Consider the following 26,525-nt stretch of genomic DNA (forward strand, 5'->3'; position numbering starts at 1 on the left):
TCAGGCTCTCCCGAACAGGCCGTAAGGACGCAGCAGAATGACCACGGCCATCGCGCCGTAAATCATCAGGCTGGCACCCTGGGGCCAGATAGTTGTCATCAGGCTTTGCACCACGCCCACCAGCAGGCCACCCACCAGCGCGCCGCTGAATGAACCCATGCCGCCGATCACCACCACCACAAACGCCACCCCGAGAATTTCCGGGCCAACAAAGGGCTGGGCCCCGCGCAAAGGTGCGAACAGCACACCCGCAACGCCTGCCAGCCCGGCGCCGAGTGCGAAGGTCATGGAAAACAGGCGGAAAATATTGGTGCCCAGCAGCGATACGGTTTCAGTGCTTTCACTGCCTGCACGCACCAGTGCGCCAAAGCGCGTGCGCTCCAGCAACAGCCATAGACCGAAGCCCACCAGCGCAGAGAACACAATCAGGAACAGGCGATAGTAGGGGTACACAAAATCGCCGATCACCAGCACCCCGCGCAGCAATTGCGGGACCGCGACGCTTTTGCCCACCGGGCCCCAGATCATCACGCTGGCTTCCTGGATAATCAGCGCGATCCCCAGGGTTACCAGAATCTGGAACATGTGCGGCAAGTGATAGATCCGCTGGATCAGCAATCGCTCGATCACCCAGGCCAGAGCGGCCACCAGCAATGGAGCAAGCAATAGCGACAGCCAAAAGCTGCCAGTGAGGCTGACCGCGGTGTAGCAGATGTAAGCGCCCAGCAGGAAGAATGCACCGTGGGCGAAGTTGACGAAGTTCAGCAGGCCAAAAATGATCGTCAATCCGACCGCAATCAGAAAGTAGATCATCCCCAGGCCCAGGCCATTGAGAATCTGAAACAGGTAAAGTTCGAGCATGCAGATACCCTCTGCAGGCGATCACGGGTGACCGGCTGCCAGTAGCAAAAGCTGAAAAGTGACCGGGGGTCAGCCCAGAACGCAGCCGGTGTCTTGTACCGGCGCAAACGACTGACCGGAGCTGACCACCTGGGCCAGGTCGTCCTTGTCACTCATTTGGTCAGCTGGCTTGCCAATCAACAGGTAGTAATCCTTGATCACCTGATGGTCACCGGCGCGGATCGACTCGGGGCCGGTCGGGCCTTCGTAGCTCAAGCCCTGCATGGCTTTGGCCACTGTGGGGCCATCGAAACTGCCGGTGGCAGCGATGGTGTCGAGCATGACTTTGGTGCTGATGTAATCAGCGGCCAGCGGGTAGGTGGGGTTGATCCCGTACTTGGCCTTGGTGATCTTGACCAGCTCGCGATTGAGCGGGGTATCAACTTGATGCCAGTACTGGGCGCCGAGGTACACGCCTTCCAGTATGTCGCTGCCCAGTTCCTGAAACTGATCCAGCCCGGCCGACCACACCAGCAGGACTTTCATCCGCTCCTTGATCCCGAAGTTAACCGCCTGGCGCAGGGTGTTGGACGACTGGCTGCCGAAGTTGAGCAACACCAGCACATCGGGTTTGGCAGCAATGGCATTGGTCAGATAACCCGAGAACTCCTGTTCCTGCAGCGAGTGATAACTGTTGCCGACATGTTCCAGGCCATGCTCCTTGAGCACCTGTTTGGTGCCATCAAGCAGCGCTTCGCCGAACACATACTGTGGGGTGATGGTGTACCAGCGCTTGGCTTCGGGCAGACGTTTGATCAACGGCACCAGAGTTTCGCGCACTGCGCCGTAGGTGGGCACCGACCAGCGAAATGTCGCTTTGTTGCAGTCCTTGCCGGTCACTTCATCGGCGCCCACCGGGGTCATGAAAACGCCACCAGCCTTGTCGACTTCCTTGGCCACCGCCAGCGCCGAAGACGACAGGGTGCAGCCCTGGAAGAAGCGTGCACCGTCCTGGGCAATGGCCTCCTGTACCTTGCGCACCGCCTTGCCTGCATTACCCTCGGTGTCGATCACCTTGTAGTTCAAGGGCCTGCCCAGTAACTGTGGATACTGCTCGACAGCCAAGCGTGAGCCCATGTCGGCGAACTTGCCATAACTGGCAAAGGCACCGGACATGGACTTGAGGCCATAAAAGGTAAAGGGATCTGCGGCGAAGGCATGACGCATGCCCAGCGGCAGGCTCAGGGCGCCGGCCGCAGCCAGGCTCGCTTTCAACAAAGTACGACGTTGCATGGGGAAACTCCCTGGTTTGATTAGTTATTGGCAGGAGTAGCAATGGCAAACGGCGGATCAGGGCCTGTGGGCAGACCTTTTATTGGGACAGCTTTTTAACTAGTGGTTGTGATCGAATTCCAGCAGGAAATGCGGGCTGACCTGGCCTTCAAGGGCTGTCATATGGTGTTCGGCGTCACACATGTGTTCATGCATCAGGCTGCGCACAGAGGCTTCATCCTCGGCCTTTAAGGCAATCAACAGTTGTTTGTGATAATCGAGGTTGGCGGCGTCGAACTGTTTGCGTTTGGGTTTGTAGGCTTTTTTCAGCACCACCAGATCGCGCAGCAGGTCGTTGAGAAACTGCGCCATAAAACTCAGCAGCGGATTGGGGCAGGCCCGTGCCAGCAGGTTATGAAACTCCAGCTCAGCCAGGCGTTGCTCGCGCTGACCGGCTTCGCTGTCTTCCGGCGCGCTGCAAAAGTCCACGTTGGCTTGCAAGGCCTGATAATCCTCGGCACTCAGGCGGCCAATCACCGACACCGCCAGTTCGACCTCGATCACCTTGCGTAGTTGATAGACCTGCTCACCGTCCAGATGCTGGAAGTGCAGGTAATTACGCAGGGCGCGGCTGGCCGGTTCGGTCCCGGCCTGGTTCAGGTAGGCACCGCCGCTGGGGCCGGTGCGGGTATTGACCAGCCCTTCGACTTCCAGCGCCTTGAGTGCCTCACGGGCCGAGCCCTTGGAGCACTGAAAGCTCTCCATCAGCTCCCGCTCGGTGGGCAGACGGTCGCCGGGCTTGAGCGCGTCGGTGACAATCGAGCGCTTGACCGACTCGACGATCACATCGGAGAGCTTCTGACGTTTACGGTGCAGCGGGCGACTGAGCATATTTTCTATTTATCGTATTAATGCGGATTAATAGTAATAAATAGCGCTGAGCCCGATCAGTCAATAACTGGCCGGGCGAGGTGTCGCTTTCAGTGGCAAAGGGTCGTAAACCGATAAGAAGTTGCGGCAGTAGACTTGCTGGACCTTGAAGGGTGGTTGCTTGCAACGCAGGTGATGTGATCGCGAGCAACCCGGTGTATCAGCCAATGGCCTGCGAAACGAGGGCGAACTGGCGCATGCCGTCGGCGGGTTGCGGGGGCGTGCCCAGGGCCATTTGCGTCACCCTGTCTACCGGCTCAAGGCCTGCCAGGGTCAGCCACTCACTCAGGCCGCTGCCCGCCGGGACGTCGATGCGTACAAAGCGGTTGGCAATCCGGGCGAGCAGGTTGGCGATCAGGTGTTTGGCCTGTTCGAGGTTTTCAGCAACCACCGGGCCAATACAGTGACCGCGTCCGGCACGCCGCAGCAGGGCAAAAGCCTGCAACTGACCGTCGCGCTCGATGCCGATCGAATGTTCGAGCGTATCCTGCAACTGCGCGAAGATGGCGTGACGATCAAGTCCACTGCCTGCATTGGCCAAGGCAAGTTGCCGGGCTTGATCTGTTGCGCAGAGGGCGCGGCACTGCTCATCTTCGGCCAGGGGCTCGAGTGCCACCGCTTGCGCCAGGCCTTGGCGCTGCTCAATGGTGCCGAACTCGACAAAGCCTTGGCTGAGATAGAGCGGCGCTCCGGCAACCGAGGCGTTGAGGATTGCAACACCTGGCAGGCAAGCGTCGAGCACCTGCTCCATCAATTGGCGGCCAATACCCTGGCCCTGATAATCGGGATTGACCACCACCAGGCCAATGGTTGCATACGCGCCTTGGGGGCAAGCGAATGCCGTGCCGATCAAACGCCCATCCGCGCAAGCCACAAACCCTTTAAACGTCCGATGCAACAGGGCCCAGTCTTCCGGGTTGTGGGGCCAGTTCAACTGTGAAGACAGCGCATGGGCCGCGGGCAAATCCGCCCGGGTCATGGGGCGATAAACACAGGCAGTCTGATGCAGAGCGGACATGGTGAATCTCCTTGAACATGTGCGCACTATCTACCGGTATTGCGCCTGCGTTTTCAACCCCCAGGCATGGTTTCATGCCGGGCCGAGACAATACTCGCCACCTGCCGTGGCTGGCAGTTGAGGTAAGCCGAGGATTGCAGCCAGCGCTTGTCGGGGTACCAGGCGAACATGAACTGGCCGTCCTTGAGTTTATCGACCACTTGACGTGCCACTTGCGGGCGTACCGCCGGGCAGCCAAGGCTACGACCGATGCGGCCCTGGCTCTTGCTCCACAGCGGGTTCACGTAATCGGCGGGGTGGATCACGATCGCACGTTCACGGGCCTGATCGTTGATGCCCGGCTCCAGACCATCCATGCGCAACGAATAGCCGTGGCTACCTATATAGCTTTCCCGGGTACTGAACAGCCCCAGGCTGGACTGGTTGCTGCCTTCTGCGTTGGAGAAGCTGGTGGCGAAGTTCTCGCCGGATTTTTTCCCGTGGGCCACCAGGTCGCGTAGAACCAACGTCTTGCGGTTCAGGTCAAAGATCCAGAGACGGCGCGCGGTTGAAGGTTGCGAGTAATCGATCACCGCCAGATGCCGTGCTTGTTTGGCACCATTGTTGACCGCGCATTGCATGGCGCTTAGAGCGCTTTTCAGCGCCTGTGGGTTGAGTTCGGGAGCAGCATGGCTGAGTTTGTTGAGTAATACCGGGTTGGCCGCGTATGCAGTGCTACAGGTTGCACTCAATGCAATGGCTGCCAAACAGAAGCGACGTAAAAAGATGAGCATAAGGAGCGTTTTCTCGATGTAGTCAGACCAGCAATCCTGCGCCGATAACTTGGCGGTCCTGTTTTAGATGCTAGCCTGTGGGTTTGCCGTGACTGCTCAACCAGTTGACCTTTCAGGTGACGGCCATTGATTGGAGTAAAGCAGTTGTTCAAAAAACGCGCATTTTACTTGAGCATTGCCTTACTGACTGCGCCACTGGTCGCTGTAGCCGATCCCCTACAATCGGATGCCGCCAACCCGGTGCAACAGGCGCTCAGCCAACTGCCCCAGACTTGTCCGAGCCTGGCCCCGCCAGTCAATGAGTCTACCCAGAGTCTGTTGCGGGCTTTTTATCAGGGTCAAAACGACCAGCCGGTATGGACCGACGCCGGACGCCTGAGCGCCTTGCAAGGGGCATTGGCACAACTGGCGGATGACGGTCTGGACCCCAATCACTACAAATTGCCTGCAACCCGGGATCTGTGTGCCGACATCCAGATCAGCCAGCAGTACCTGCAAGCATTGCAGGATTTGCACTATGGTCGCCTGCCGCAAGCACGATTTGAGCCGGTTTGGCATGCCAGCGAAGTGCCGCAAGATCGCCAGGCGGCGATCCTGGCCCTTGCCGGTCCAGGCCTGCAGGACATTCCCGGGGCCTTCGAACGGGCCCGCCCACAAAGCGAGATGTATCAAAACCTGCGCCGGGTTTATGCCCGCCAGCGTCAGCAGCCGCTGGAGCAATGGCAACCTCTGGCCAGTGGTCCGTTACTGCGTCCAGGGATGCAGGATTCGCGGGTGTCCGAGTTGGCCAAACGGCTGGTCAGCGAAGGTTACCTGAGTCATCAGCCGCCGATTATCGATAACACCTACAACAATGAACTGGTGGCAGCGGTGAAGAGCTTTCAGCTTGATCACTCGTTGCAGCCGGATGGGGTGATCGGGGCGGGGACGCTCAAGGAGCTGAACGTCACGGCAGCAGAGCGGCGTGAACAGTTGCGTATCAATTTGGAGCGCTTTCGCTGGATGGCGCAAGACTTCGAGCCTACCAGCCTGCTGGTCAACGTACCCGCCGCGCAGTTGACCGTTTACCAGGGCGGTGTGCCCGTGTGGCAGACCCGTACCCAGGTTGGACGTGCCGAACGCCAGACCCCGCTGCTTAAATCCCGGGTCAACCGCCTGACCCTCAACCCCACCTGGACCATACCGCCGACCATTTTTCGCGAAGACAAACTGCCGCAGATCCGCCGTGATCCTTCTTTCCTCAGTCGCCAGGATTTGCAGATAGTGGACAGCAACGGCCAGCCGTTGGCGGCTCAGGATGTTGACTGGGACCGCCCGGGCAATATCCTGCTGCGCCAGGGTGCCGGGCCGAGAAACCCGCTGGGACGAATCGCCATCCGCTTCCCCAACCCGTTCTCGGTGTACCTGCACGACACGCCCAGCCAGGCGTTATTCAGCAAGGGCCCACGGGCCTTCAGTTCGGGTTGTGTGCGGGTCGAATCGGTATTCCAGCTGCGTGACTTGCTGGTGACCCCGGCCGAGAAAGCGCGCACCGAAGAGCTGTTGGCCACCGGCTTGACCCACGAATTCAGGCTGTCCAACCCCATGCCGATCCTGATGACTTACTGGACGGCCCAGGCGGACAAGGAGGGCAAGGTGACCTATGCGCCGGATATCTATGGTCACGATCCGGTGTTGATCGCGGCGCTGGCGGGTAAAAAATAGTTTTGGGCACATGCAACCCTTGTAGCCGCTGTCGAGCAGCGCGAGGCTGCGTGCGACGGCGCAGCCGTCGAGAAATCAATTTATGCGGTGTGTCAGGCAATGCTCGGCGCCAGGTTCTACGACGGTTGCGCCGCCGCACGCAGCCTCGTTCCTTTGGCCGCGGCTACAAGGATTTGCGCCATAGTCGCTGGAGAACACTATGTAGCTTGCCTCAACCGTAAATCCGCACCTAGTATCCAGCTCCCGATCATTGACCGTGAGAGCCCCCCATGAGCCGCTGGCCCGATACTCGTGTTATCGATTTGCTGGGTATCGCCCATCCCATCATCCAGGCACCAATGCTGGGTGCTGGCGCCGAGATCATGATTGGCGTTGCCAGGGCCGGTGGTTTGGGTTCTCTGGCGTGCGCCACGTTGAATCTGGAGTCGATTCGCGCCGAGGTGGCGGCTTTTCGGGCTGCCAGCGAGCAGCCATTCAATCTGAATTTTTTCTGCCATCAATCCCCTGAGTACGATGAAGCGGCAGTGTTGCAGTGGAAGTCGCTGTTCAAGCCCTATTACACCGAGCTTGGCGTCGACTACGACGCACCGACACCAGTGTCGAGCCGGGCGCCTTTTGACGAGGCTACGTGTGCGCTGGTCGAGGAGCTGCGCCCGGCTGTGGTGAGCTTTCACTTCGGCCTGCCGGCGCCGCAACTGGTGGCTCGGGTCAAGGCCTGTGGGGCGAAAATCCTCAGTTCCGCCACCACGGTGGAGGAGGCGCAGTGGCTTGAACGCCACGGTTGCGATGCGATCATTGCCACAGGCTACGAGGCTGGAGGGCACCGGGCGATGTTCTTGAGCAATGAGCTGACCCGGCAAATCGGCACCTTTGCCCTGGTCCCGCAAATTGTCGATGCGGTATCCGTGCCGGTGATTGCCGCTGGCGGTATTGCCGATGCGCGCGGTATTGCCGCTGCGTTTGCGCTGGGTGCCAGTGCTGTGCAAATCGGCACCGCGTATCTGTTTTGCCCGCAGGCCAAGCTGGCCATACCTCATCACCGCGCATTGCGCCAAGCGGGTTCCAGCGACACGGCGCTGACCAACCTGTTTACCGGCCGACCCGCTCGCGGCATCGTCAATCGAGTGATGCGCGAACTGGGCCCGATCAATCCCCAGGCGCCAGCCTTTCCACTGGCCGGGGGTGTGTTGCTGCCACTCAAGGCCAAGTCAGAGCCCGCAGGCTCTGGGGACTTTATCAATCTGTGGGCAGGCCAGGGTTTTGCCCTGAGTCCCGGTCGCACGGCCGAGCTGTCGTCTTATGAGTTGACCCGCAAATTTGTCGATGACTACGCGGCACGTTCTGCAGGCAAATAGTGGGTTTGCGCGGCATGGCTGGAGGTGCGGATCAGCAGCACGATCGCACCCGCCACCGGCAGGCTTACCAGCAGTAACGCATAGCGCAGCGACTCAACGCCGAAGGCTGGTTGCAGGGCATCACTGAACAGACCGGCCAGCAATGGCCCGACCCCGACCCCCAGGAGTGTCGAGATAATGGTCTGCAAGGCCATCGCCGTACCTCGGCGGTTGGCCGGGACCAGTTGCGTGACCAGGTTGTAAGACGGCGCCACCCACCACACCGCAAAAAAACTGTAGAACGCACACCACAGCATTGAGCTGGGGATGGGCACGCTGCCCAATTGCGTCCACACCGTGTTGGGCCACAGCAGGTAGGCGAACAGCGCACTGAGTGCCGCTACATGGCCAATCACCGGGATCCCGACTTGCCAGTGCGGATTGCGCGGGGTCAGGTGGTCGCTTAACCAGCCGCTGAACAACGCGCCGATCCCGGCAAACCCGCCACAGATAAAACCGGCCAGCAGCCCCGCATGTTGTAGCGACAAACCGTGGGAGCGCACCAGGAAGCTGGTGTTCCACATGCCGATAGCATAGGAGCCCAGCGTAGTCAGGCCACCCGCCATGACCAGGCAGCGGTAGGCGGGCAGGGCCCAGAGTTTGCGCGCCTCGCTGCCCATGCTTTGCAGCGGGTGGGCAGCATGGGCGCTGGCCAGATCCCAGCGGCCCCGGGTCGGGTCTTTTACGACAAAGGCCAGCAGCGTGGAAAACAACAATGCGGGCATGCCGATCACGATAAATGCCGTGCGCCAGCCATAGTGCTCGACGACCCACGCGCCTAGGCTGAGGCCGATAACCGCGGAGAAGGTCGGTGCCGCAGTGAAGCAACTGATGGCAAACGAGCGCCGATGCGGTGGGTATAAATCGGCAATGATCGACATTGACGCCGAGGTGGTCGGCGACTCGCTGACCGCAACCGCCATACGTGCCAAGGCCAGCATCCAGAAGCTCACCGCCAGACCGCAAACCATGGTTGCGACGGCCCATAACAGGCAGGCCATCGCCAGCAAACGGGTGCGCGACATACGATCGGCCAGGCGCCCAGCGGGCAAGGCGAGCAGGGCGTAGACCCCAGCAAAGGCCAGACCGGAAATCAGCCCCATCGCTGTGTCGCTGACCCCGAATTCTGCTTTGATCGGCTCAATCATCACCGCCAAAATCTGGCGACCGACAAAGTTGTCGGCAAACATGGCCGCCAGCAACAACAGCAAAGCATGGCTGCGCCAGCCGACCTGAGCATTGGGCATGGTTGATTTCCTGTCAGATAAAAACACCAAAGGCGCTGACCCGGTCAGCGCCTTTGGCAAGGAGCAAAGCCTCAGGCCCGCTGACGGGCCAGGGTCATCGCGGTGTCTTCGATCATGTCTTCCTGACCGCCAACCATGCCGCGACGACCCATCTCCACCAGGATTTCGCGGGCCGGTACACCGTATTTTTTCTCGGCGCGTTTGGCGAACAGCAGGAACGAGCCATATACCCCGGCGTAACCCATGGTCAGGGCATCGCGATCGCTGCGGATCGGGAAGTCCATGATCGGCACCACCAGGTCTTCGGCGACATCTTGAATGCCGAACACACTGACTCCGGTTTCAATGCCCATGCGGTCACACACCGCCACCAGAATTTCCATCGGTGTGTTGCCCGCACCGGCGCCCAGCCCGGCAGCAGCGGCGTCAATCCGCGTCGCCCCGGCTTCGATGGCGGCGATGGAGTTGGACACGCCCATCGACAGGTTGTGATGGCCATGAAAGCCGATTTCGGTGTCCGGGTGCAGCGCTTCACGCAAGGCTGCTACGCGGGCCTTGATGTCGTGGGGCAGCATGTAACCGGCCGAGTCGGTGAGGTAAACGCAGTTGGCGCCGAAGCTCTCCATCAGCTTGCCCTGCGTGACCAGCCCTTCAGGGCTGTTCATATGGGCCATCATCAGAAAGCCCACGGTGTCCATACCCAGCTTGCGTGCATAGGAAATGTGCTGCTCCGAAACATCGGCCTCGGTGCAATGGGTGGCGACTCGGATCGTGTTGACCCCCAGCTCATAAGCCATTTGCAGGTGATCCACGGTGCCGATCCCGGGCAACAGCAGGGCCGAGACCTTGGCCTGCTTCATCATCGGGATTACCGCCGACAGATACTGCTCATCGGTATGCGCCGGGAAGCCGTAGTTCACCGAGCTGCCGCCCAGGCCATCGCCGTGGGTGACTTCAATCAATGGCACACCAGCAGCGTCCAGGCCACAGGCGATGTCTTTCATCTGTTGCAGGCTGATCTGGTGACGCTTGGGGTGCATGCCGTCGCGCAGGCACATGTCATGCACGGTGATTTTTTTGCCGCGAAGATCCATGGTCGGCTCCTTAAGCGAGGGCAGGTTGAGGGGTGGATGCCTTGAGTTGCAGCTCGCCCTTGAGGATTTCCTCGGCGAACATCTCGGCAGTGCGCGCAGCGGCGGCGGTCATGATGTCGAGGTTGCCGGCGTACCTGGGCAGGTAGTCGCCCAGGCCTTCGACCTCCATAAAGATCGACACTCGATTGCCGTCAAACACCGGCCCGTTCACCAGCTTGTAGCCTGGAACGTACTGCTGTACTTGCTCGATCATGTTGGCAATGGCCAGGCTGATCGCGGCCTGATCCGGCTCGGTTTCAGTCAGGCAATGCACGGTGTCGCGCATGATCAGCGGTGGCTCGGCCGGGTTGACGATAATGATCGCCTTGCCTTTCTTCGCGCCGCCTACCTGCTCGATGGCGCTGGCGGTGGTGCGGGTAAATTCGTCGATATTTTTACGTGTGCCCGGGCCGACTGACTTGGACGCTGCTGTGGCCACGATCTCGGCGTAAGCCACGGGTTGTACGCTGCTTACTGCAGCTACCAGCGGAATGGTCGCCTGGCCGCCGCAGGTGACCATATTGACGTTCATCGCGCCGCGCTTGAGGTTGGCCTTGAGATTGACCGGTGGCACGCAGTACGGGCCAATGGCGGCGGGGGTGAGGTCGATCATCAGCACGCCCAGCTCGTTGAGTTTGCGGCTGTTCTCGGCATGGACATAAGCCGATGTAGCATCGAAGGCGATCTGGATATTGTCCGCCAGCACGTGCGGCAGCAGACCGTCGACCCCGTCACTGGTGGTTTTCAAGCCCATTTCGCGGGCACGGCTCAGGCCTTCGGATGTGGCATCGATGCCTACCATCCATACCGGCTCCAGCACGTCGCTGCGCAGCAACTTGTAGAGCAGGTCGGTGCCGATATTGCCCGGCCCGATCAGGGCGCATTTGATCTTTTTGGTCATGGGAAAGGTCTCGAACGGGGTTTAGGACACAAAGCGCAGTCGGGCCGAGCCCAGGCCGCTGAGGGTCAGGCTGACCTCATCGCCGGGTTGCACCGGCACCAGCGGCGCCAGAGCACCGGAAAGGATGATTTCACCCTTGCGAAACGGGATGTCGAACTTGCCCAGGGTGTTGGCCAGCCAGGCTACGGCCTCGCAGGGGTGGCCCTGGACTGCAGAGCCAAAACCGTTACCGGCGGGCAGGCCGTTTTTCAGCAGGTGCAGTTCGACCTTGGCCAGGTCCAGCTCACGGGGGTTGATGCGCTGCTCGCCGAGGGCAAACACGCCACACGAAGCGTTGTCGGCCACAGTGTCCTGGATGCGGATTTTCCAGTCGGCGATGCGCGAGTCGACAATCTCGAAACACGGCACCACCCATTGACTGGCGGCCATCACGTCCTCGGCAGTAATGCCGGGACCGTGCAAATCTTCGCCAAGAATAAAAGCGATTTCGCCTTCGGCTCGTGGTTGAACCAGATGGTTGGCGGCAAAGCTCACATCGCTGTTGTCAGCCACTTGCATGCGATCGGTCAAAAAGCCGAAGTCGGGTTGATGCACATCGAGCATCTCTTGCACGGCACGGCTGGTGACGCCGATCTTTTTGCCGATTACCTGTTCGCCCAGGGCTTGGCGGCGCTGCAAAAAGCGCAGTGAAATCCGGTAGGCGGTTTCCAGGGTCAAGTCCGGGTAGCGCTGGGTCAGGGGCGCAAGGCTGCGGCGCTCGCGCAAGGCGTGAAACAACTCATCGCCCAGGGCTTCAATCAACTGTGTGTCCATTAATACGCTCTCTCTAAAACCCAATCCCTTTGTGGGAGCGGGCTTGCTCGCGATGCAGGCGACGCGGTCTATCTGATAAACCGCATTGATGCGATCGCGAGCAAGCCCGCTCCCACAGTTGTTATGTGTGCTGGATTAGCCCGGCCAAACGCTCGATTCAGCGCCGCCGTCCACTTCCAGGATCTTGCCGGTGACCCAGCGCGAAGCCGGGGTGGCCAGGTACAGCGCAGCGGCGGCGATATCTTCAACTTCACCCAGACTTTGCAGCGGGGTGGCCTTGATCATGCCTTCGCGCATGGCCACCGGCAGGACGCGGTTCAGGGCGTCGGTCAGGACCGGGCCAGGGGCAATCGCATTGACCCGTACCAGTGGTGCGAAATCCTGGGCCAGCAAGCGGGTCATATGGCTCAGCGCAGCCTTGGCGGTGCCGTAGGCGCTGAATTGGGTTTGCGCATAACGCGCCGCACCCGAGGTGATATTGATAATGTTGCCGTTACCTGCCTCGCGCATGTGCGGCACACACAACTGGCTCAGGTGATAGGCCGAAGACACGTTGAAGCGCATGATTTCTTCAAAGCGTTCAACACTCAGTGTCAGCGGATCATTAGGGCCGGCGCCGCCAGCGTTATTCACCAGATGGGTGATGCGCCCCATCTGCTCACGGGCTTGGGTAACCAGCGCGCTGCGCTGCTCGCTGTCATTCACATCGCAGGTCAGGGCCAGGGCCCGGCGGCCAAGGGCACGTACTTCTTCGGCCACGCCTTCAACGTCGCTCAGGGTGCGGGCTGCCAGTACCACATCGGCGCCTGCTTCGGCGTAGGCCAAGGCGATTCCACGGCCAATGCCGCGTCCGCCGCCGGTGATCACGGCCACGCTACCGGTCAGGTTGAAGCGCTGAATAATGTTCATAAAGGGTCCTGTTCCTTTTTGGCTAAAGACTTAGCGGGGCGCCCACAGATCAGGCAAACCGGGATCACTGGCGGCAATCAAGCGCTTGAGCAGCACCTTGAGGGCCTGGGCATCCCCGGGGCCGAGTTTGGCCGACACGTTCTCTTCCACCGCCTTGGCCAGCGCCAATTGTTGCAGCGAAGCTTCGCGGCCGGTGGCGGTCAGTACATAGCACGGATCTTGCTGGCTGCCTTCGAGGGCGACCAGGTTCTGCTTCTCGAGAAAACGCATGCTCGCCACGCTGACCACATGCCCGGTGTAGCTGACGAAGGTGTTGATTTCGTTGAGGGTCAGGTTGTCGCGGATGCACAGCACCGAGAGGATAAAAAATGCATGCTCGTCCAGTTTCTGGTTGCTCAGCAGGCGATGCAGGGCATCGAGCAACTGGTAATGAGCGCGGCCCAACAAATACCCGAGCAAGTCCTCGGTGTAGCTGCACTCCGGCGGTGGCGGGGTGGTTGCCAAGCGCAACTCGCTGCGTGGTTTGCGGGTCGCCAGAGCGTATTGGCCGCTCTGAAAGGCCAGCGGGGCACGGTCGCTGTGATCGAAGGCGAGCACTTCGCCAACAAAAATCACATGGTCGCCGCCTTCATATTGAAAGGCGGTGCGGCACTGGAAGCGGGCGGTACAGTCCTGTAACAGCGGCGCTTCGCTGATCCCGTTGTCGAGTTCAATCTCGGCGAACTTGTTCTCGCCCTGCATCGCAAAGCGCCCAGACAGAGGCTCCTGCTCGGTCGACAGCACATGCACGTTCCAGTGCTTGCCGGAACTGAATACCGGCAGGCTGCGAGCGGACTTGGCCAGACTCCACAGCACCAGCGGCGGGTTGAGCGACACCGAATTGAAACTGTTGGCGGTAATGCCGATGGGAGAGCCGTCTTCAGCCTGGGTGGTGATGATCGTCACCCCGGTGGTGAAGGTGCCCAGCGCGGTACGGAATGCCTGCGGATCGAAACTGCTTTGCATTGCCATGACGAACCTCATGGATTGGATTTTCGTGCTGGCAGTATTCCCCTCGGCGCAGGGTGCTACATCGTCTTAATGGACTAACGAATCCAGCCGATTATCGTCCGATTGGACGAGGCATTCCGGGGCGCAGTTCGCTAGCGTCGGCTCATCGAACCGGTGTATCAGAGGACTCATCCATGACGTTCAGCAGCACTGCTCCAGAACAGCTGCCCAGCCTGTTGGCGGCGCAGAAACAGGCCTTTGTCGCGGCCGGGCCCGTCAGCGCAGAGCTGCGCCGGGCGCGGATCCAGCGCGTGATAGAACTGCTGGTGAGCTACCAGCAGCCGCTGATCGAGGCTATGGATGCAGATTTTGGCGGCCGACCCCAGGGTTTTTCGTTGATGAATGATGTACTGGGCTCGCTGGCATCGCTCAAATATGCGCGCGATCATCTTGAGCACTGGGTTGAAGACGAGCCACGCCAAGTGTTTTCACCCTATGACCAAATGGGCGCCAAAGCCTGGGTGATGCATCAACCCAAAGGCACCATCGGCATTCTTGGCACCTGGAATGCACCGCTGTTTACCTTGCTCAGCCCTCTGGCGTGCGTATTGGCGGCGGGCAACCGGGCCATTCTCAAACCCTCGGAAGTGGTGCCACGTACCGCTCAGGTGTTGGCCCAGGCTTTTGCCGAGTGGTTCGACCCGCTGGAAATTGCTCTGGTGACCGGTGATGCCGAACTGGCGCAGGTGTTTACTGCGCAGCCTTTTGATCATCTGGTGTTCACTGGCAGTACCGCGGTAGCACGCTCGGTGATGCGCAATGCCGCAGAGAATCTGGTGCCGTTGACCCTTGAGCTTGAGGGAAAGTCCCCGGTGATCATTTCCCGCAGCGCTGACATGAGCAAGGCAGCCTTCAGCATTGCGGTGGCCAAGGCCAATAACGGCGGGCAAATCTGTATCAACCCGGACCTGGTGTACGTGCCGCGAGAGCAGATGGAAGATTTTATCGACCTGCTGGGTGCGGCCTACAGTGAGCTATTGCCCACCACGCAAGACAACCCGGATGTGGTGGCGGTGGTCAACGCCAGGCATTTGCAGCGTATAGAAGGTTATGTGCAAGACGCCCGCGCGCGTGGTGCCCGGGTCGAAAGCTATCCGCAGGCGCTTGAGGCCGATGCCGGTTCACGTCGGCGGCCATTACAAGTGGTGATCAACCCGCCCTGCGACAGCCAGGTCATGCGCGAAGAAATTTTCGGCCCGGCGCTGGTGGTGCTGCCCTATGAGCAACTTCAGTCAGCGCTGGACGACATCCACTCCAGGGAGCGTCCGCTGGCGCTGTACTATTTTGGCCAAAGTGAAGAGGAGCAGCGTCATGTGCTGCAAAACACCATTTCCGGTGGTGTGAGCATCAACGATGTGATGATGCACGCAGCTTTGCACGATGCACCGTTTGGCGGGATAGGCGCCTCTGGCATGGGGCACTACCATGGCCGCGAAGGGTTTCTTGAGTTCAGCCACATGCGCAGTGTTTACAAAGCCCCACCCCATGATCCGCGCCGCGAATGGGGCCTCCTGCCGCCCTATGGCGAGCATTTTTTGCCGACCATGCAATCGATGGTAACGGCCGACTGAAAAACGGCTGCCCTGTGGGAGCGAGCCTGCTCGCGAAGACTTCTATTGCGTCGTAACCTTCGCGAGCAGGCTCGCTCCCACGGTGTGTAAGTCCTCAATAAAAACAAGATATGTTCTGGAGATTGACCTTGCAAAACCCTGTTGAAACACCTGAAGAACCTACTGGCTGGCAGCGTCGTCACGTACTCAAGGCAGGCGCCCTGGCTGTGGGGGCCGGTCTGTTGGGGCGCTTTGCCAATGCCACCAGCGGCACCGGGATCTCGCCCACCGAGTATGGGGCGATGGATGCCACGGATATGGCCCGCGCCGTGCAAAAGGGCGAGCTGAGCCCGGAGAACCTGCTTGCAGCGGCGATGGCCCGTTGCGATGCGGTCAACCCCAAGGTCAACGCCGTCAATATGCGTCATGACGAATACGCCAACGCGCTGCTCAAGGCCCGGCGCGCCAGTGGCGCATCGAGCACTGGCGCGCTGGCCGGGGTGCCGATCCTGATCAAGGACCTCAATACCTACCTTGAAGGCACCCGTACCACCAACGGTTGCCGCCTGTACAAGGATGCGCCGCCAGCACCTCACACCAGCACCCTGATTGCGCGCTATCAGGCGGCCGGTGCCGTGCCGTTTGGCAAAACCACTTGCCCGGAATTCGGCCTGACCACCACCACTGAGTCACTGCTGTGGGGGCAAACCCGCAACCCGTGGAACCTGGCTAAGAGCGCAGGTGGCTCGTCCGGTGGTGCGGCTTCGGCCGTTGCCGCAGGTATTGTGCCGGTGGCCCATGCCACTGACGGTGGCGGCTCGATCCGTATACCGGCGTCCTATTGCGGCCTGGTCGGGCTTAAGCCGACGCGCTACCGCACCCCCAGCGGGCCGGGTAAATATGAAGGCTGGTTTGGTGCCAGCGTGGCTAACGTGGTGTCGCGTAATGTGCGCGATATGGCGTTGTTTCTGGATGTCGGACAGGGGCATGAGGCTGGCAGCCCGTATTGGGCCAAGCCACTGGTCAGGCCCTATGTCGAAGAGCTGCGCACTGCGCCCGGTCGTTTGCGTATCGGCGTAGTGCGCGACTCGTTGACCGGCGCACCGCTGGACCCCGCCGTAGTCAGGGTGCTCGACGATACCGCCAAACGCCTGGCAGCGCAGGGGCATGAAGTGGAAGAACTGCGACTCAACATCGACCCGCGACAGTTGTTCGGTGCCCACGGTTCGGTAATTGGCGATGCGTTACTGACGATGGTTCACGACCGCGAACAAGTGCTGGGCCGCAGCGCCACAGCCGACGACTACGAGCGCATCACTCAGGTAGTGTTGGGCAATGCGCAAAAGGTCACCGGGGAGGGCTTGTACCGGGCGCGTCAATCGTTCGAAAGCATCGGCGGCTACATGGAAGATCAGTTTCAGAAGTACGACGTGATCCTGTCGCCGGTGACAGCCAACGTCACTCCGGATCTGGGCCTGTTGAGCCTCAATCAGCCCTGGGAGAGCTATGCCCACAACGCCATGGGCAGCGCGTCTTTTACCGTGCTGGCCAACGTCAGCGGGCAACCGGCGCTGTCCTTGCCGGTCGGCATGAGCGACAACGGCCTGCCCATCGGCATGATGTTCACCGGGCCGTTGGGTGGGGAAGACGTGTTGCTGCGCCTGGGGGCACAGATCGAGCAGGATCGTCCTTTCGCGAAGTTGCCAGTACTTTAAAGGCATCCTCACCCGAGCCCTCTCTCTTTGGGAGAGGGCTCGGGTGATGGCCAGCCTCCCCGCGATATCCCGACTAGTCCACTTTGACGATGATCCACATCCCGCCTGGCGGGATTATCCGTCATACACCGCCCGCGCATTCGCGCAGCGAGAGACTGACGGAGAACACACGGATGGATCAGCTACGAGAGAAAAGTCCGATTGAGCTTGAGCTGCTGCAACGCGCACGCAATCTGATTCCTGCGCTCAAAAGCCGTTCAGCCCAGGCGGACAAGGACTGCAAACTGCCCGATGAAACCGTGCGCGATATGCAAGAAGCCGGTTTATTTCGTGCCCTGCAACCGAAGATGTGGGGCGGGCATGAAGTCGACCTGCGCACCTTCTTTGAAATTCAGATGACCCTGGCCGAAGGCTGCATGTCCACCGCCTGGGTTTTTGGGGTCGTGGGCGTGCATCCGTGGCAACTGGCGCGTTACCCGGTCGAGGCCCAGCGCGATGTCTGGGGCGAAGACAGCTCAGTACTGGTGGCTTCGACCTATATGCCGGTGGCCAAGGTCACGCCGGTCAAGGGCGGTTATCAGGTCAGCGGGCGCTGGGGTTTCTCCAGCGGCAGCCAGCATGCGCAGTGGTGCCTGCTCGGCGGCATCGTGCCGCAAGACGAAACCGGCCCCACCGAGCATGGCACTTTCCTGATCCCGGCCAGCGACTATCGCATTGAGCAGAACTGGGACGTAGTGGGCCTGCGCGGCAGCGGCAGTCACGACATCGTCGTGGAAGATGCGTTTGTCCCGGCCCATCGGGTACAGCGCACCAACAACTACAGCATCGAAGCCACACCGGGGCGCCTGGTCAATACCAACCCGATGTACTCCATCCCGTTTGCCCAGGTCTTTGCCCGCGCCGTATCGACTTCGGCCCTGGGCGCGCTGCAAGGGGCAATCAACGAGTTCCGTGACAACGCGGCAAAACACATCGGCAAGCACGGTGCCAAAACCGCCGAAGACCCGGCTGCCCAGGCCGTTGTGGCCGAAGCCATCATTACTGTCGACTCGCTCAAACTGGTGCTGATGCGCAACTACGGACACCTGCTGGCGCTGGCTGGCGCCGGAGAATACCCGGATGTTGAGACCCGCCTGCTGTATCGCTACCAGTCGTCCCATGTGACCAATGTGTGTGCCGACCGAGTCAGCGACTTGCTGCGTTGCATGGCGGCTTCGGGCTTGTACAACACCAACCCGGTGGCGCGTTTCTTCCGCGACCTGCACCAGGCACGCGGGCATATCGCCAATAACGAGGCGGCTTACCGTCGTAGTTATGGCCTTGTGCAACTGGGCCTGCCCAATGCAGACCCGTTTGTTTGACTTGATCCTGCACTAAACCTCAGACCTCAGCGCAAGGCATAACAATAATGACGGCTCACGATCAGTCTCAGTCCAGCTATGACGTAATTGTTGTCGGCTCCGGTGCCGGCGCCATGACCTCGGCCCTGTTTGCGGCTGATCAGGGCCTGTCGGTTCTGATTGTCGAAAAAAGCGATAAATACGGCGGCACCTCGGCGATTTCAGGCGGCGGTATCTGGATCCCGAACAACCATTATTTTGCCGCGATAGGCGGCCAGGACAGCCCTGAACTGTCGATGCAATACCTCAAGGCCGCCACCGGTGAACACGGCGACCCGGTCCGCCTGCAGGCGTATCTGGACCACGCCGCACCGATGATCAAAAAGCTCACCGACAACAGTCGCGTGCGCTATGCAGTGGCCGACAAATACCCCGATTACTATCCGCAACTGCCCGGCGCATTGCCGGGCGGTCGTACCCTGGACCCCGAGTTGTTCGACACCAGCCTGCTTGCCGAAGAACTGCCCAACCTGCGCAAGCCTTCGCCCTCGACCCTGTTGATGGGGCGCATCGCCTGGACCGCGCGCGACGCACACAAGGCCATGGCCCGCAGCTTTGGCTGGCAATGGCTGATTTTCAAGCTGATGGCACGCTACAAGCTTGATTTCAAATGGCGCCGCAAAAGCAAATACGATCGTCGCGCTGCCCTGGGCAGTTCGCTGGTGGCCTCGTTGCGCCGCTCCCTGATGGACCGCAACGTACCGCTTTGGCTCAACACCAACTTTGAGGATGTGCTGCTCGACGGTGATCGGGTGTGCGGGATCAAAGTTGCAACCGGCGGCAAAATCCTCGAACTCAAGGCCCGTCGTGGGGTGATTTTTGGTTCGGGCGGTTTTGAGCAAAACCAGACCTTGCGCGAGAAGTACCTGCCGCAACCCACCCGTGCCAGCTGGAGCGCCACGCCGCCGGGCAACAACACCGGGGCTGCGCTTGAAGCCGGGCTCAATATTGGCGCCGCCACGGCACTGATGGATTGGGCCTGGTGGGCACCGACCATTGCCGTACCCGGCGAAGAAAAACCCCGTGGCGTATTTGCCGAGCGGGCGTTCCCTGGGGCGATTGTGGTCAACGGGCTAGGGCAGCGCTTTGTCAACGAGGCAGCGCCGTATTTGGAGTTCGTCGACGCCATGTACACCGACAACCACAAGACGGGCGGCCGCTCGGTGCCGTCGTGGGTGATTTTTGACGGTCATTTCCGTTTCACCTACGCCATGGGCCCGCTGATGCCCGCCCAGGTGGTGCCTGACAGTCGACTGCGCAAGGAATGGCTCAACACCGTGTACTGGAAGGCCGACAGCCTGGAAGCGCTGGCCCGGCAAATCGGAGTTGATACCCAAGGATTAAGCAGCACAGTGGAAAAGGTCAACCGCTACGCGCAAACCGGTGTCGATCTGGACTTCGACCGTGGTGGTAACGTATTTGACCGTTATTACGGCGACAGCAATATCAAACCCAACCCGTGCCTGGCGCCGCTGCGCAAAGGCCCGTATTACGCTATGCGTCTGGATGCCGGGGATATCGGCACCAAAGGCGGATTGCTGACCAACCAACACGCTCAGGTGGTACGTGAAGACGGTGAGCCGATCCCCGGTCTGTATGCCATCGGCAACTGTTCGGCTTCGGTGATGGGCATCAGCTATCCCGGCGCCGGTGGCACCCTGGGCCCGGCCATGACCTTCGGCTATATCGCCGCTAACCATATCGCCAGCGGCGTATCGGCAACAGCGAGCAACAAGGCACGGGTGCTGTTATGAGCCGGAGCAGAAACACCAGCAGCAACAGCAAGATCCTGGCGCCATTGCAAGCCGACCGACTGAGCGGCCGCGACTGGCACGACACCTGCGATGTATTGGTGATCGGCTGGGGTGCGGCGGGTGCCTGTGCCGCGCTGGAAGCCTGCAGTACTGGTGCCCATGTGATCGTTGCCGACCGTTTTACCGGCGGCGGCGCCAGCGCTAAAAGCGGTGGCGTGGTGTATGCAGGCGGCGGAACCCGGCACCAACAGGCTGCCGGTTTTAGCGACAGTACCCAGGCAATGTTTGATTACCTCAAGCATGAAACTCAGGGCGTAGTCAGTGATGCAACCCTGCAAAAATTTTGCGATGACAGTGTCAGTAACCTGAACTGGCTTGAAGGTCATGGTGCGAGTTACGCCCACAGCGTGCCGCCAGGGGGGAAAACCTCTTACCCGTCCGATGGCTATTTTTTGTATTACTCCGGCAATGAGCTGGTGCCATCCCATGCCGGTACTCAGTCACCGGCACCACGCGGGCACCGCACCGTGGGCAAGGGCCAGTGTGGCGCTGTGCTTTACGGCCACTTGAAAGACGCGTGTCTGCGCGCAGGGGTGCAACCCTTGCTGCAATCCGCCGCGCGGCGGTTAGTGGTGGATGGCAGTGGCCGGGTAATTGGCGCGGAGCTCTGGAGCCTGCCTGAGGGCAGCCGCGCGGCCCGGCTACACGCACGCTTGGCGGCGCGGGCCGAGCGCCTGCAAAACTTCGCCCCCGGGTACTCTGACCGCCTGCGGCAAAAACTCAGCCAGCTGGAGCGCGATCACGGTCAACCGGTACTGATTCGGGCCCGACGCGGAGTCATTCTCAGCACCGGCGGTTTTATCTTCAATCGCGAGCTGATCCGCGACTACGCGCCCGATTTTCGCCGCAACTTCAAGGTTGGTGCTACCGGTTGCGATGGCAGTGGCTTGCTGTTGGGGCGGTCAGTGGGGGGCAAAAGCGAGCGCTTGGGACGGGTTTCAGCCTGGCGCTTTATCAACCCGCCGCACTGCTGGCCCAAGGGGATTGTGGTCAATACCAACGGCCAGCGTTTTTGCAATGAAGAAGTGTACGGCGCCACCCTCGGCCAACCGCTGTGCGAAGAGCAGGGGGGGCAGGCCTGGCTGGTGCTGGATGCGCGTTTGCGCAAACAGGCGATCCGCCAGGCGCTGTTCGGCGGCTATTGGTGGTTCCAGACCCTGCCTGCACTGGCCCTGATGTTGTTCAAGGTGCGCAAGGGCGACAACCCCGACCAGTTGGCAAACGCCTGTGGCATGCAGGCCGGTGAGTTGAGCTGTGCGTTACGCGCCTACAACACTGCTGCCCGTGGCGAAGGGCCGGACGCTTTTGGCAAGTCCCAAGGCAGCCGTCAGGTACTGGACAAGGGGCCGTTCTATGCCTGCGATATCAGCGTCGGCAACCCGATATTCCCCCTGGGGGCGCTGACGTTGGGCGGGCTTAAAGTCGATGAATCCAACGGCGCAGTCCTCGACACACAGGGCCTGCCGATTGCCGGCCTGTTCAGTGCCGGGCGCACCGCTATTGGCGTGGCGTCACACCTCTATATCAGCGGACTGTCGCTGGCCGACTGCGTGTTTTCGGGGCGCCGGGCTGGCTTGTCAGCCTCTTGTGGGAGCGAGCCTGCTCGCGATGCAGTACATCAGTCAGATCAGGTTGATGCCTTCGCGAGCAGGCTCGCTCCCACAGAAGCTACAGGGGTGACCTTATGAGCGCACGAGTCAAAGGCAAGATTGCATTGATCACCGGTGGTGCCAGTGGCGTGGGCAAGGCCTCTGTTCTGCTGCTGGCCCGTGAAGGTGCCAGCGTGGTGATCAGCGATATCGATGTTGCTGCCGGGTTGGCCCTGGCCGAAGAAATCGGCCCCGGGGCGCAGTTCATTGAGCACGATGCAAGCAGCGAAGCCGATTGGACGCGGGTGATGGACACTATCCGCCAGCGTCATGGGCGCCTGGATATCCTGTTCAACAATGCCGGCATTCTGCTCAAGGGCGATATTGAAAACACCGATTACGCTGACTGGCAGCGGGTGCAGCGAATCAACTCGGACAGCGTATTTCTGGGCTGCCGGGCCGCCATCAGCCTGATGAAAGAGGGCAAGGGCGGCTCCATCATCAACATGTCCTCCATTGCCGGGATTGCCGGGCGTGATGACTACGTCGCGTACAGCGCCTCCAAAGGGGCGGTTGCCGCGTTGTCGCGCACGGTGGCGGTGCTGTGCCGTCGGCGCAAGTACCGCATCCGCTGCAACTCCCTGCACCCGGACGGCATCCTCACCCCCATGACCACCGCCAGTTTGCCGGCCGGGCTGGACCCCTGGAGCCTGACCATCGACGCCGACCCCATGGGGCGTATGTGTTTACCCGAAGATGTCGCCGCCAGTGTGCTGTTTTTGGCCAGTGACGAGTCGCGGGCCATCAGCGGTATCGAGCTGCGGATCGACAGCGGCCAGTTTGTGATGAGTATCTGATATGAGCCAACCTTCCTATTTCTCCCTGCGCGTCGCGCAGATCGTGGCTGAAACACCGGACTCCAGATCCCTGGTATTCGACGTGCCCCCGGCCTTGCGTGAACAATTTGCCTATAGGCCCGGGCAGTTCTTGACCTTGCGCGTGCCCTTTGAGGGCAGCTGGTTGCCGCGTTGTTATTCGTTGTCCAGCACGCCGCTGCAAGACGAGCCGTTGCGCGTCACCATCAAGCAGGTGCGCGATGGCCGTGCATCCAACTGGCTGTGCCAGCAATTGCGTGAAGGCGATCAGCTTGAGGTGCAGGCCCCGGCCGGGGTATTTGTGCCGCGCCATTTTGACGATGACTTCGTGCTGTTTGGCGGCGGCAGCGGGGTCACGCCAGTGCTGTCGATTTTGCGCTCGGCGCTGATCGCAGGCACAGGTCGCATCCTGTTGATCTACGCCAACCGCGATGAGGCTTCGGTGATCTTCGCTGCCGAGCTCAAAGCCCTGGCCAGTGCCTACCCGCAACGCCTGCAAGTGATTCACTGGCTGGACTCGGTACAAGGTATTCCGGCGGTGGCGCAACTGGCACAAATGGCCCGGCCCTTTGTGCATGCCCAGGCGTTTATCTGCGGCCCCGGCCCGTTTATGGATGCCGCCGTCAGTGCCTTGCACGACATCGGCATGGACCACGGGCGAATTCACGTCGAGCGCTTTGTGTCGTTGCCCGAAGAGGGCAGCGTAGCCGCCCCGGCCCCGGTCAACACCGATGTGATTGGCAGCCAGCTCTCGGTGCGTCTGGACGGCGAAGAGTTTGAAGTGCCCTGTGCCGAAGGCGAAACCTTGCTTAACGCCATGCAGCGCGCCGGTTTGAAACCGCCCAGTTCCTGCCTGGTGGGCTCCTGCGCAACGTGCATGTGCACAGTTGAGCGCGGCAGTGTCGAGATGCTGCGCAATGACGCCCTGGACCAACAAGAACTGAACGATGGCTGGGTGCTGGCGTGTCAGTCAGTGCCTAACAGCGAGCAACTGCGCGTGTGCTTTCCCGAATAATCAGCCAGACGAGTGACCGATGACTTCCAGCCTGCAACAGAGCCTGCCGCGTTCGATTCCGCACATGCTGTTCAACGCGTCGAAACTACATGCCGGGCGTACAGCCATTGAAGAGCATGGCGAGTGCACCGACTACAGCGATTTGCCGCGCCTGGCACTGGCTGTGACCCGCAGCCTGATGGCCCAAGGCATCGGTAAAGGTGATCGAGTGGCGATTTGGGCGCCCAATGGGCGCGACTGGATCATCGCCGCACTGGGCATCCATTGCGCGGGTGCCGTGATGGTGCCCATCAACACCCGAATGAAAGGCAGCGAAGCCGCCGACATTTTGCAACGCAGCGGCAGCCGCCTGTTATTTGTGCAGCCGAGCTTTCTGGGTACGGATTATCTGGCTCTGCTGGCGCCTTATCGACCGGCCAGTCTCAACTGTCTGGTGTTGTTGGGCGAGAACACGGCAAACAGCGGCAGCGGTCTGGACTGGGATGGCTTTTTATCTTTGGGGGCGGCCATCAGCGAGTCTGCTGCGCTGTTGCGTGCGACCGATGTGAGCGCTGATGACCTCAGCGATTTGCTGTTTACTTCCGGCACTACGGGCAAGCCCAAGGGCGTGATGAGCGCCCATGGGCAAAATATCCGCGCCTTTAGCGAGTATGTGACGGTGATTGGCTTGCGGGCCGGTGATCGATATCTGGTGATCAATCCATTTTTCCATGCCTTTGGCTACAAGGCAGGTTGGCTGACCTGCCTGCTGGCGGGTGCGACGATCCTGCCGCATCCGGTGTTCGATGCCGAAGCGGTGTTCCAGCGCATCGCCGCGGAACGCATCAACGTGTTGCCCGGGCCGCCAACTTTGTACCTGTCGATGCTGGCCCATCCCAAACTGGCTGAAACCGACCTGTCGAGCCTGCGCATTGCGGTGACGGGCGCGGCCACCATCCCGCCGATCCTGATCGAACGCATGCGCCGCGAGTTGGGGTTCTCGGTCGTCACCACCGCCTATGGCCTGACTGAGTGTGGCGGGTTGGCGACCATTTGCGACCCGAGCGACCCGGCCTCCATCATTGCAGGCACCAGTGGCCGGGCGATTGCGGGTACCGAAGTCAGCATCCGCGACCCACAAAACCGCGTCTTGCCAGCGGGCGGCACGGGGGAGATTTGCCTGCGCGGCTTTCATGTGATGCAGGGCTATTTTGAAGACCCCAAGGCCACGGCTGAAACCATCGACAGTGAAGGTTGGCTGCACACCGGCGATATTGGAGAGCAGGATGCAGCTGGCAACTTGCGTATCACTGACCGGCTTAAAGACATGTTTATCGTTGGAGGTTTCAACTGTTACCCGGCGGAAATTGAAGCCGGCCTGATCGAGCACCCGGCTATTGCCCAGGTGGCGGTGATCGGTGTGGCGGACGAGCGTATGGGGGAAGTGGGGTGTGCCTGCGTGGTGTTGCGTCAAGGCCAGCAAATGGATGAAGCCGGTTTGATCCTGTGGGCGCGTGAGCATATGGCCAACTACAAGGTGCCGCGGATGGTGCGGTTCTATGAAGCGCTGCCGGTGAATGCGTCAAACAAGGTGGCGAAGAACGAGTTAAGGGCGCAGATGCAAGGTTAGCCCCAATTCTGGGGTGTAGCCGCTGAGGAGCGCAGCGAGGCTGCGCTCCTCAGCGGCTTCTCAATTACCCTCAAACCGCGCCGCCCGCTTCTCGATAAATGCCTGCATTCCTTCTTTCTGATCCCTCGATGCAAACAGCAGCGCATTGGCCTTGCGCTCCAGTGCCAGGCCCGTCTCCAGCGGCGCATCAACCCCGGCCAGAATCACTTCCTTGATTTGTTCGGCAGCCAGCGGCGGCATGGCGGCGATCAGTTGGGCCATCTCCAGGGCATATGCCTGTACCTCGGCATCGTCCACAACGTTACTCACCAAGCCTGAAATCCAGGCTTCATGCGCCGTGATCGGCTGCCCGGTCAGGGCCATGCGCATGGCCTTGGCCTTGCCGACCGCTCGCACCAGGCGCTGGGTACCGCCAATGCCGGGCATGATGCCGATGCGGATTTCAGGCTGGCAAAACTTCGCGCTGTGCCCGGCCACGATAATGTCGGCCAGCATCGCCAGCTCGCAACCACCGCCGTAGGCGTAGCCGCACACCGCTGCAATCACCGGTTTCGGGCAATGCTGGATCGGCGCCCAGACGCGCTCGGTATGGCGCTGGTAAATATCGATGGGGCCGACACCGGCCATGCTGTTGATATCGCCACCGGCAGCAAACACCTTGTCGCCACCCGTCAGCAGGATGCAACGCACTTGTGGGTTTTCAGCCAGCGCAATGAAGTAGCGCGACAACAGCGCCTGCAGCTCAAGGCTCAGGGCGTTGGTGGCTTGGGGGCGGTTAAGGCGCAGCAGCGCCACACCCGGGGTCGGGAATTCAAGCAATACCGGCGCGGCAGATGGGTCTGACATGGGGTTCCTCATTAACGGGAGCTGTCACCACAGCGTGCGCTGGATTGTTGCGCTCAGCCGGGTGGGCTTCATCGTCCGTTCAGACGACGAGCAGCCCCAGGATTGTCCCTAGAGTGGCTCCATCAGTA

The 26,525-nt window shown here is 60.7% G+C and carries 22 protein-coding genes; 10 read left to right on the plus strand and 12 right to left on the minus strand.

Annotated features, from left to right (window positions below):
• From U5A05_RS11110 to U5A05_RS11130, 5 genes are all read right to left on the minus strand, one after another.
• Positions 1-861 (minus strand): branched-chain amino acid ABC transporter permease, encoded by an 861-nt coding sequence (locus U5A05_RS11110; protein ID WP_261742113.1) that lies wholly within the window; start codon positions 859-861, stop codon positions 1-3.
• Positions 862-930: 69 nt separating this feature from the next.
• Positions 931-2,133, minus strand: a complete 1,203-nt coding sequence (locus U5A05_RS11115) for an ABC transporter substrate-binding protein (RefSeq protein ID WP_321836388.1) — start codon at positions 2,131-2,133, stop codon at positions 931-933.
• 99 nt (positions 2,134-2,232) lie between these two features.
• Positions 2,233-3,003: a FadR/GntR family transcriptional regulator gene (locus tag U5A05_RS11120; protein ID WP_261742115.1), complete on the minus strand. Its 771-nt coding sequence runs from the start codon at positions 3,001-3,003 to the stop codon at positions 2,233-2,235.
• A 199-nt stretch (positions 3,004-3,202) separates the two neighbouring features.
• Positions 3,203-4,060 (minus strand): GNAT family N-acetyltransferase, encoded by an 858-nt coding sequence (locus U5A05_RS11125; RefSeq protein ID WP_321836389.1) that lies wholly within the window; start codon positions 4,058-4,060, stop codon positions 3,203-3,205.
• A gap of 53 nt (positions 4,061-4,113) precedes the next feature.
• On the minus strand, positions 4,114-4,833 hold the full coding sequence (locus U5A05_RS11130) for a murein L,D-transpeptidase catalytic domain family protein (RefSeq protein ID WP_261742117.1): 720 nt from the start codon (positions 4,831-4,833) through the stop codon (positions 4,114-4,116).
• 144 nt (positions 4,834-4,977) lie between these two features.
• Here U5A05_RS11130 and U5A05_RS11135 point away from each other — a divergent pair, with 144 nt between their 5' ends.
• A complete protein-coding gene (locus tag U5A05_RS11135) occupies positions 4,978-6,537 on the plus strand; it encodes a L,D-transpeptidase family protein (RefSeq protein ID WP_321836390.1) in 1,560 nt (519 codons plus the stop codon).
• Positions 6,538-6,806: 269 nt separating this feature from the next.
• Positions 6,807-7,892 (plus strand): NAD(P)H-dependent flavin oxidoreductase, encoded by a 1,086-nt coding sequence (locus U5A05_RS11140; RefSeq protein ID WP_321836391.1) that lies wholly within the window; start codon positions 6,807-6,809, stop codon positions 7,890-7,892.
• Here U5A05_RS11140 and U5A05_RS11145 read toward each other — a convergent pair.
• The 6 genes from U5A05_RS11145 to U5A05_RS11170 all read right to left on the minus strand — a co-directional run bounded on the left by U5A05_RS11145 (position 7,865) and on the right by U5A05_RS11170 (position 13,945).
• Positions 7,865-9,178 (minus strand): spinster family MFS transporter, encoded by a 1,314-nt coding sequence (locus U5A05_RS11145; protein ID WP_321836392.1) that lies wholly within the window; start codon positions 9,176-9,178, stop codon positions 7,865-7,867. The two genes, U5A05_RS11140 and U5A05_RS11145, sit on opposite strands and share 28 nt — an antisense overlap.
• A 71-nt stretch (positions 9,179-9,249) precedes the next feature.
• The gene (gene dmpG, locus U5A05_RS11150; protein ID WP_321836393.1) at positions 9,250-10,272 is read right to left on the minus strand and encodes a 4-hydroxy-2-oxovalerate aldolase; all 1,023 of its coding nucleotides are present in this window, start codon (positions 10,270-10,272) and stop codon (positions 9,250-9,252) included.
• Between the two features lie 10 nt (positions 10,273-10,282).
• Positions 10,283-11,212 (minus strand): acetaldehyde dehydrogenase (acetylating), encoded by a 930-nt coding sequence (locus U5A05_RS11155; RefSeq protein ID WP_321836394.1) that lies wholly within the window; start codon positions 11,210-11,212, stop codon positions 10,283-10,285.
• A gap of 21 nt (positions 11,213-11,233) precedes the next feature.
• Complete coding sequence (locus U5A05_RS11160) at positions 11,234-12,025, minus strand: fumarylacetoacetate hydrolase family protein (protein WP_321836395.1); 792 nt, start codon at positions 12,023-12,025, stop codon at positions 11,234-11,236.
• Between the two features lie 135 nt (positions 12,026-12,160).
• Entirely contained in the window at positions 12,161-12,934 is a 774-nt protein-coding gene (locus U5A05_RS11165; RefSeq protein WP_261742123.1) for a glucose 1-dehydrogenase, read from the minus strand.
• 30 nt (positions 12,935-12,964) lie between these two features.
• The gene (locus U5A05_RS11170) at positions 12,965-13,945 is read right to left on the minus strand and encodes a flavin reductase (protein WP_261742124.1); all 981 of its coding nucleotides are present in this window, start codon (positions 13,943-13,945) and stop codon (positions 12,965-12,967) included.
• A 173-nt stretch (positions 13,946-14,118) separates the two neighbouring features.
• Here U5A05_RS11170 and U5A05_RS11175 point away from each other — a divergent pair, with 173 nt between their 5' ends.
• The 8 genes from U5A05_RS11175 to U5A05_RS11210 all read left to right on the plus strand — a co-directional run bounded on the left by U5A05_RS11175 (position 14,119) and on the right by U5A05_RS11210 (position 25,551).
• Positions 14,119-15,555 carry a coniferyl aldehyde dehydrogenase gene (locus U5A05_RS11175; RefSeq protein WP_321836396.1) on the plus strand — a complete coding sequence of 479 codons (1,437 nt, stop codon included), beginning with the start codon at positions 14,119-14,121 and terminating at the stop codon, positions 15,553-15,555.
• A gap of 110 nt (positions 15,556-15,665) precedes the next feature.
• Positions 15,666-17,249 carry an amidase gene (locus tag U5A05_RS11180; RefSeq protein ID WP_261742126.1) on the plus strand — a complete coding sequence of 528 codons (1,584 nt, stop codon included), beginning with the start codon at positions 15,666-15,668 and terminating at the stop codon, positions 17,247-17,249.
• Positions 17,250-17,422: 173 nt separating this feature from the next.
• Positions 17,423-18,610 (plus strand): acyl-CoA dehydrogenase family protein, encoded by a 1,188-nt coding sequence (locus U5A05_RS11185; RefSeq protein WP_261742127.1) that lies wholly within the window; start codon positions 17,423-17,425, stop codon positions 18,608-18,610.
• Positions 18,611-18,657: 47 nt separating this feature from the next.
• Complete coding sequence (locus U5A05_RS11190; protein ID WP_321836397.1) at positions 18,658-20,403, plus strand: FAD-binding protein; 1,746 nt, start codon at positions 18,658-18,660, stop codon at positions 20,401-20,403.
• The gene (locus tag U5A05_RS11195) at positions 20,400-22,151 is read left to right on the plus strand and encodes an FAD-binding protein (protein WP_321836398.1); all 1,752 of its coding nucleotides are present in this window, start codon (positions 20,400-20,402) and stop codon (positions 22,149-22,151) included. The genes U5A05_RS11190 and U5A05_RS11195 overlap by 4 nt, the downstream gene beginning before the upstream one ends.
• Complete coding sequence (locus tag U5A05_RS11200; RefSeq protein WP_321836400.1) at positions 22,148-22,909, plus strand: SDR family oxidoreductase; 762 nt, start codon at positions 22,148-22,150, stop codon at positions 22,907-22,909. The genes U5A05_RS11195 and U5A05_RS11200 overlap by 4 nt, the downstream gene beginning before the upstream one ends.
• 1 nt (position 22,910) lies before the next feature.
• Positions 22,911-23,942, plus strand: a complete 1,032-nt coding sequence (locus U5A05_RS11205; RefSeq protein WP_321836401.1) for a ferredoxin--NADP reductase — start codon at positions 22,911-22,913, stop codon at positions 23,940-23,942.
• 19 nt (positions 23,943-23,961) lie between these two features.
• The gene (locus U5A05_RS11210) at positions 23,962-25,551 is read left to right on the plus strand and encodes a FadD3 family acyl-CoA ligase (protein WP_321836402.1); all 1,590 of its coding nucleotides are present in this window, start codon (positions 23,962-23,964) and stop codon (positions 25,549-25,551) included.
• Between the two features lie 60 nt (positions 25,552-25,611).
• Here U5A05_RS11210 and U5A05_RS11215 read toward each other — a convergent pair whose 3' ends face one another.
• The gene (locus tag U5A05_RS11215; protein ID WP_321836403.1) at positions 25,612-26,397 is read right to left on the minus strand and encodes an enoyl-CoA hydratase; all 786 of its coding nucleotides are present in this window, start codon (positions 26,395-26,397) and stop codon (positions 25,612-25,614) included.
• Positions 26,398-26,525: the final 128 nt, after the last annotated feature.

Origin of the sequence: Pseudomonas kulmbachensis (genome assembly GCF_963681935.1) — a bacterium.
Taxonomy (GTDB): Bacteria; Pseudomonadota; Gammaproteobacteria; order Pseudomonadales; family Pseudomonadaceae; genus Aquipseudomonas; species Aquipseudomonas kulmbachensis.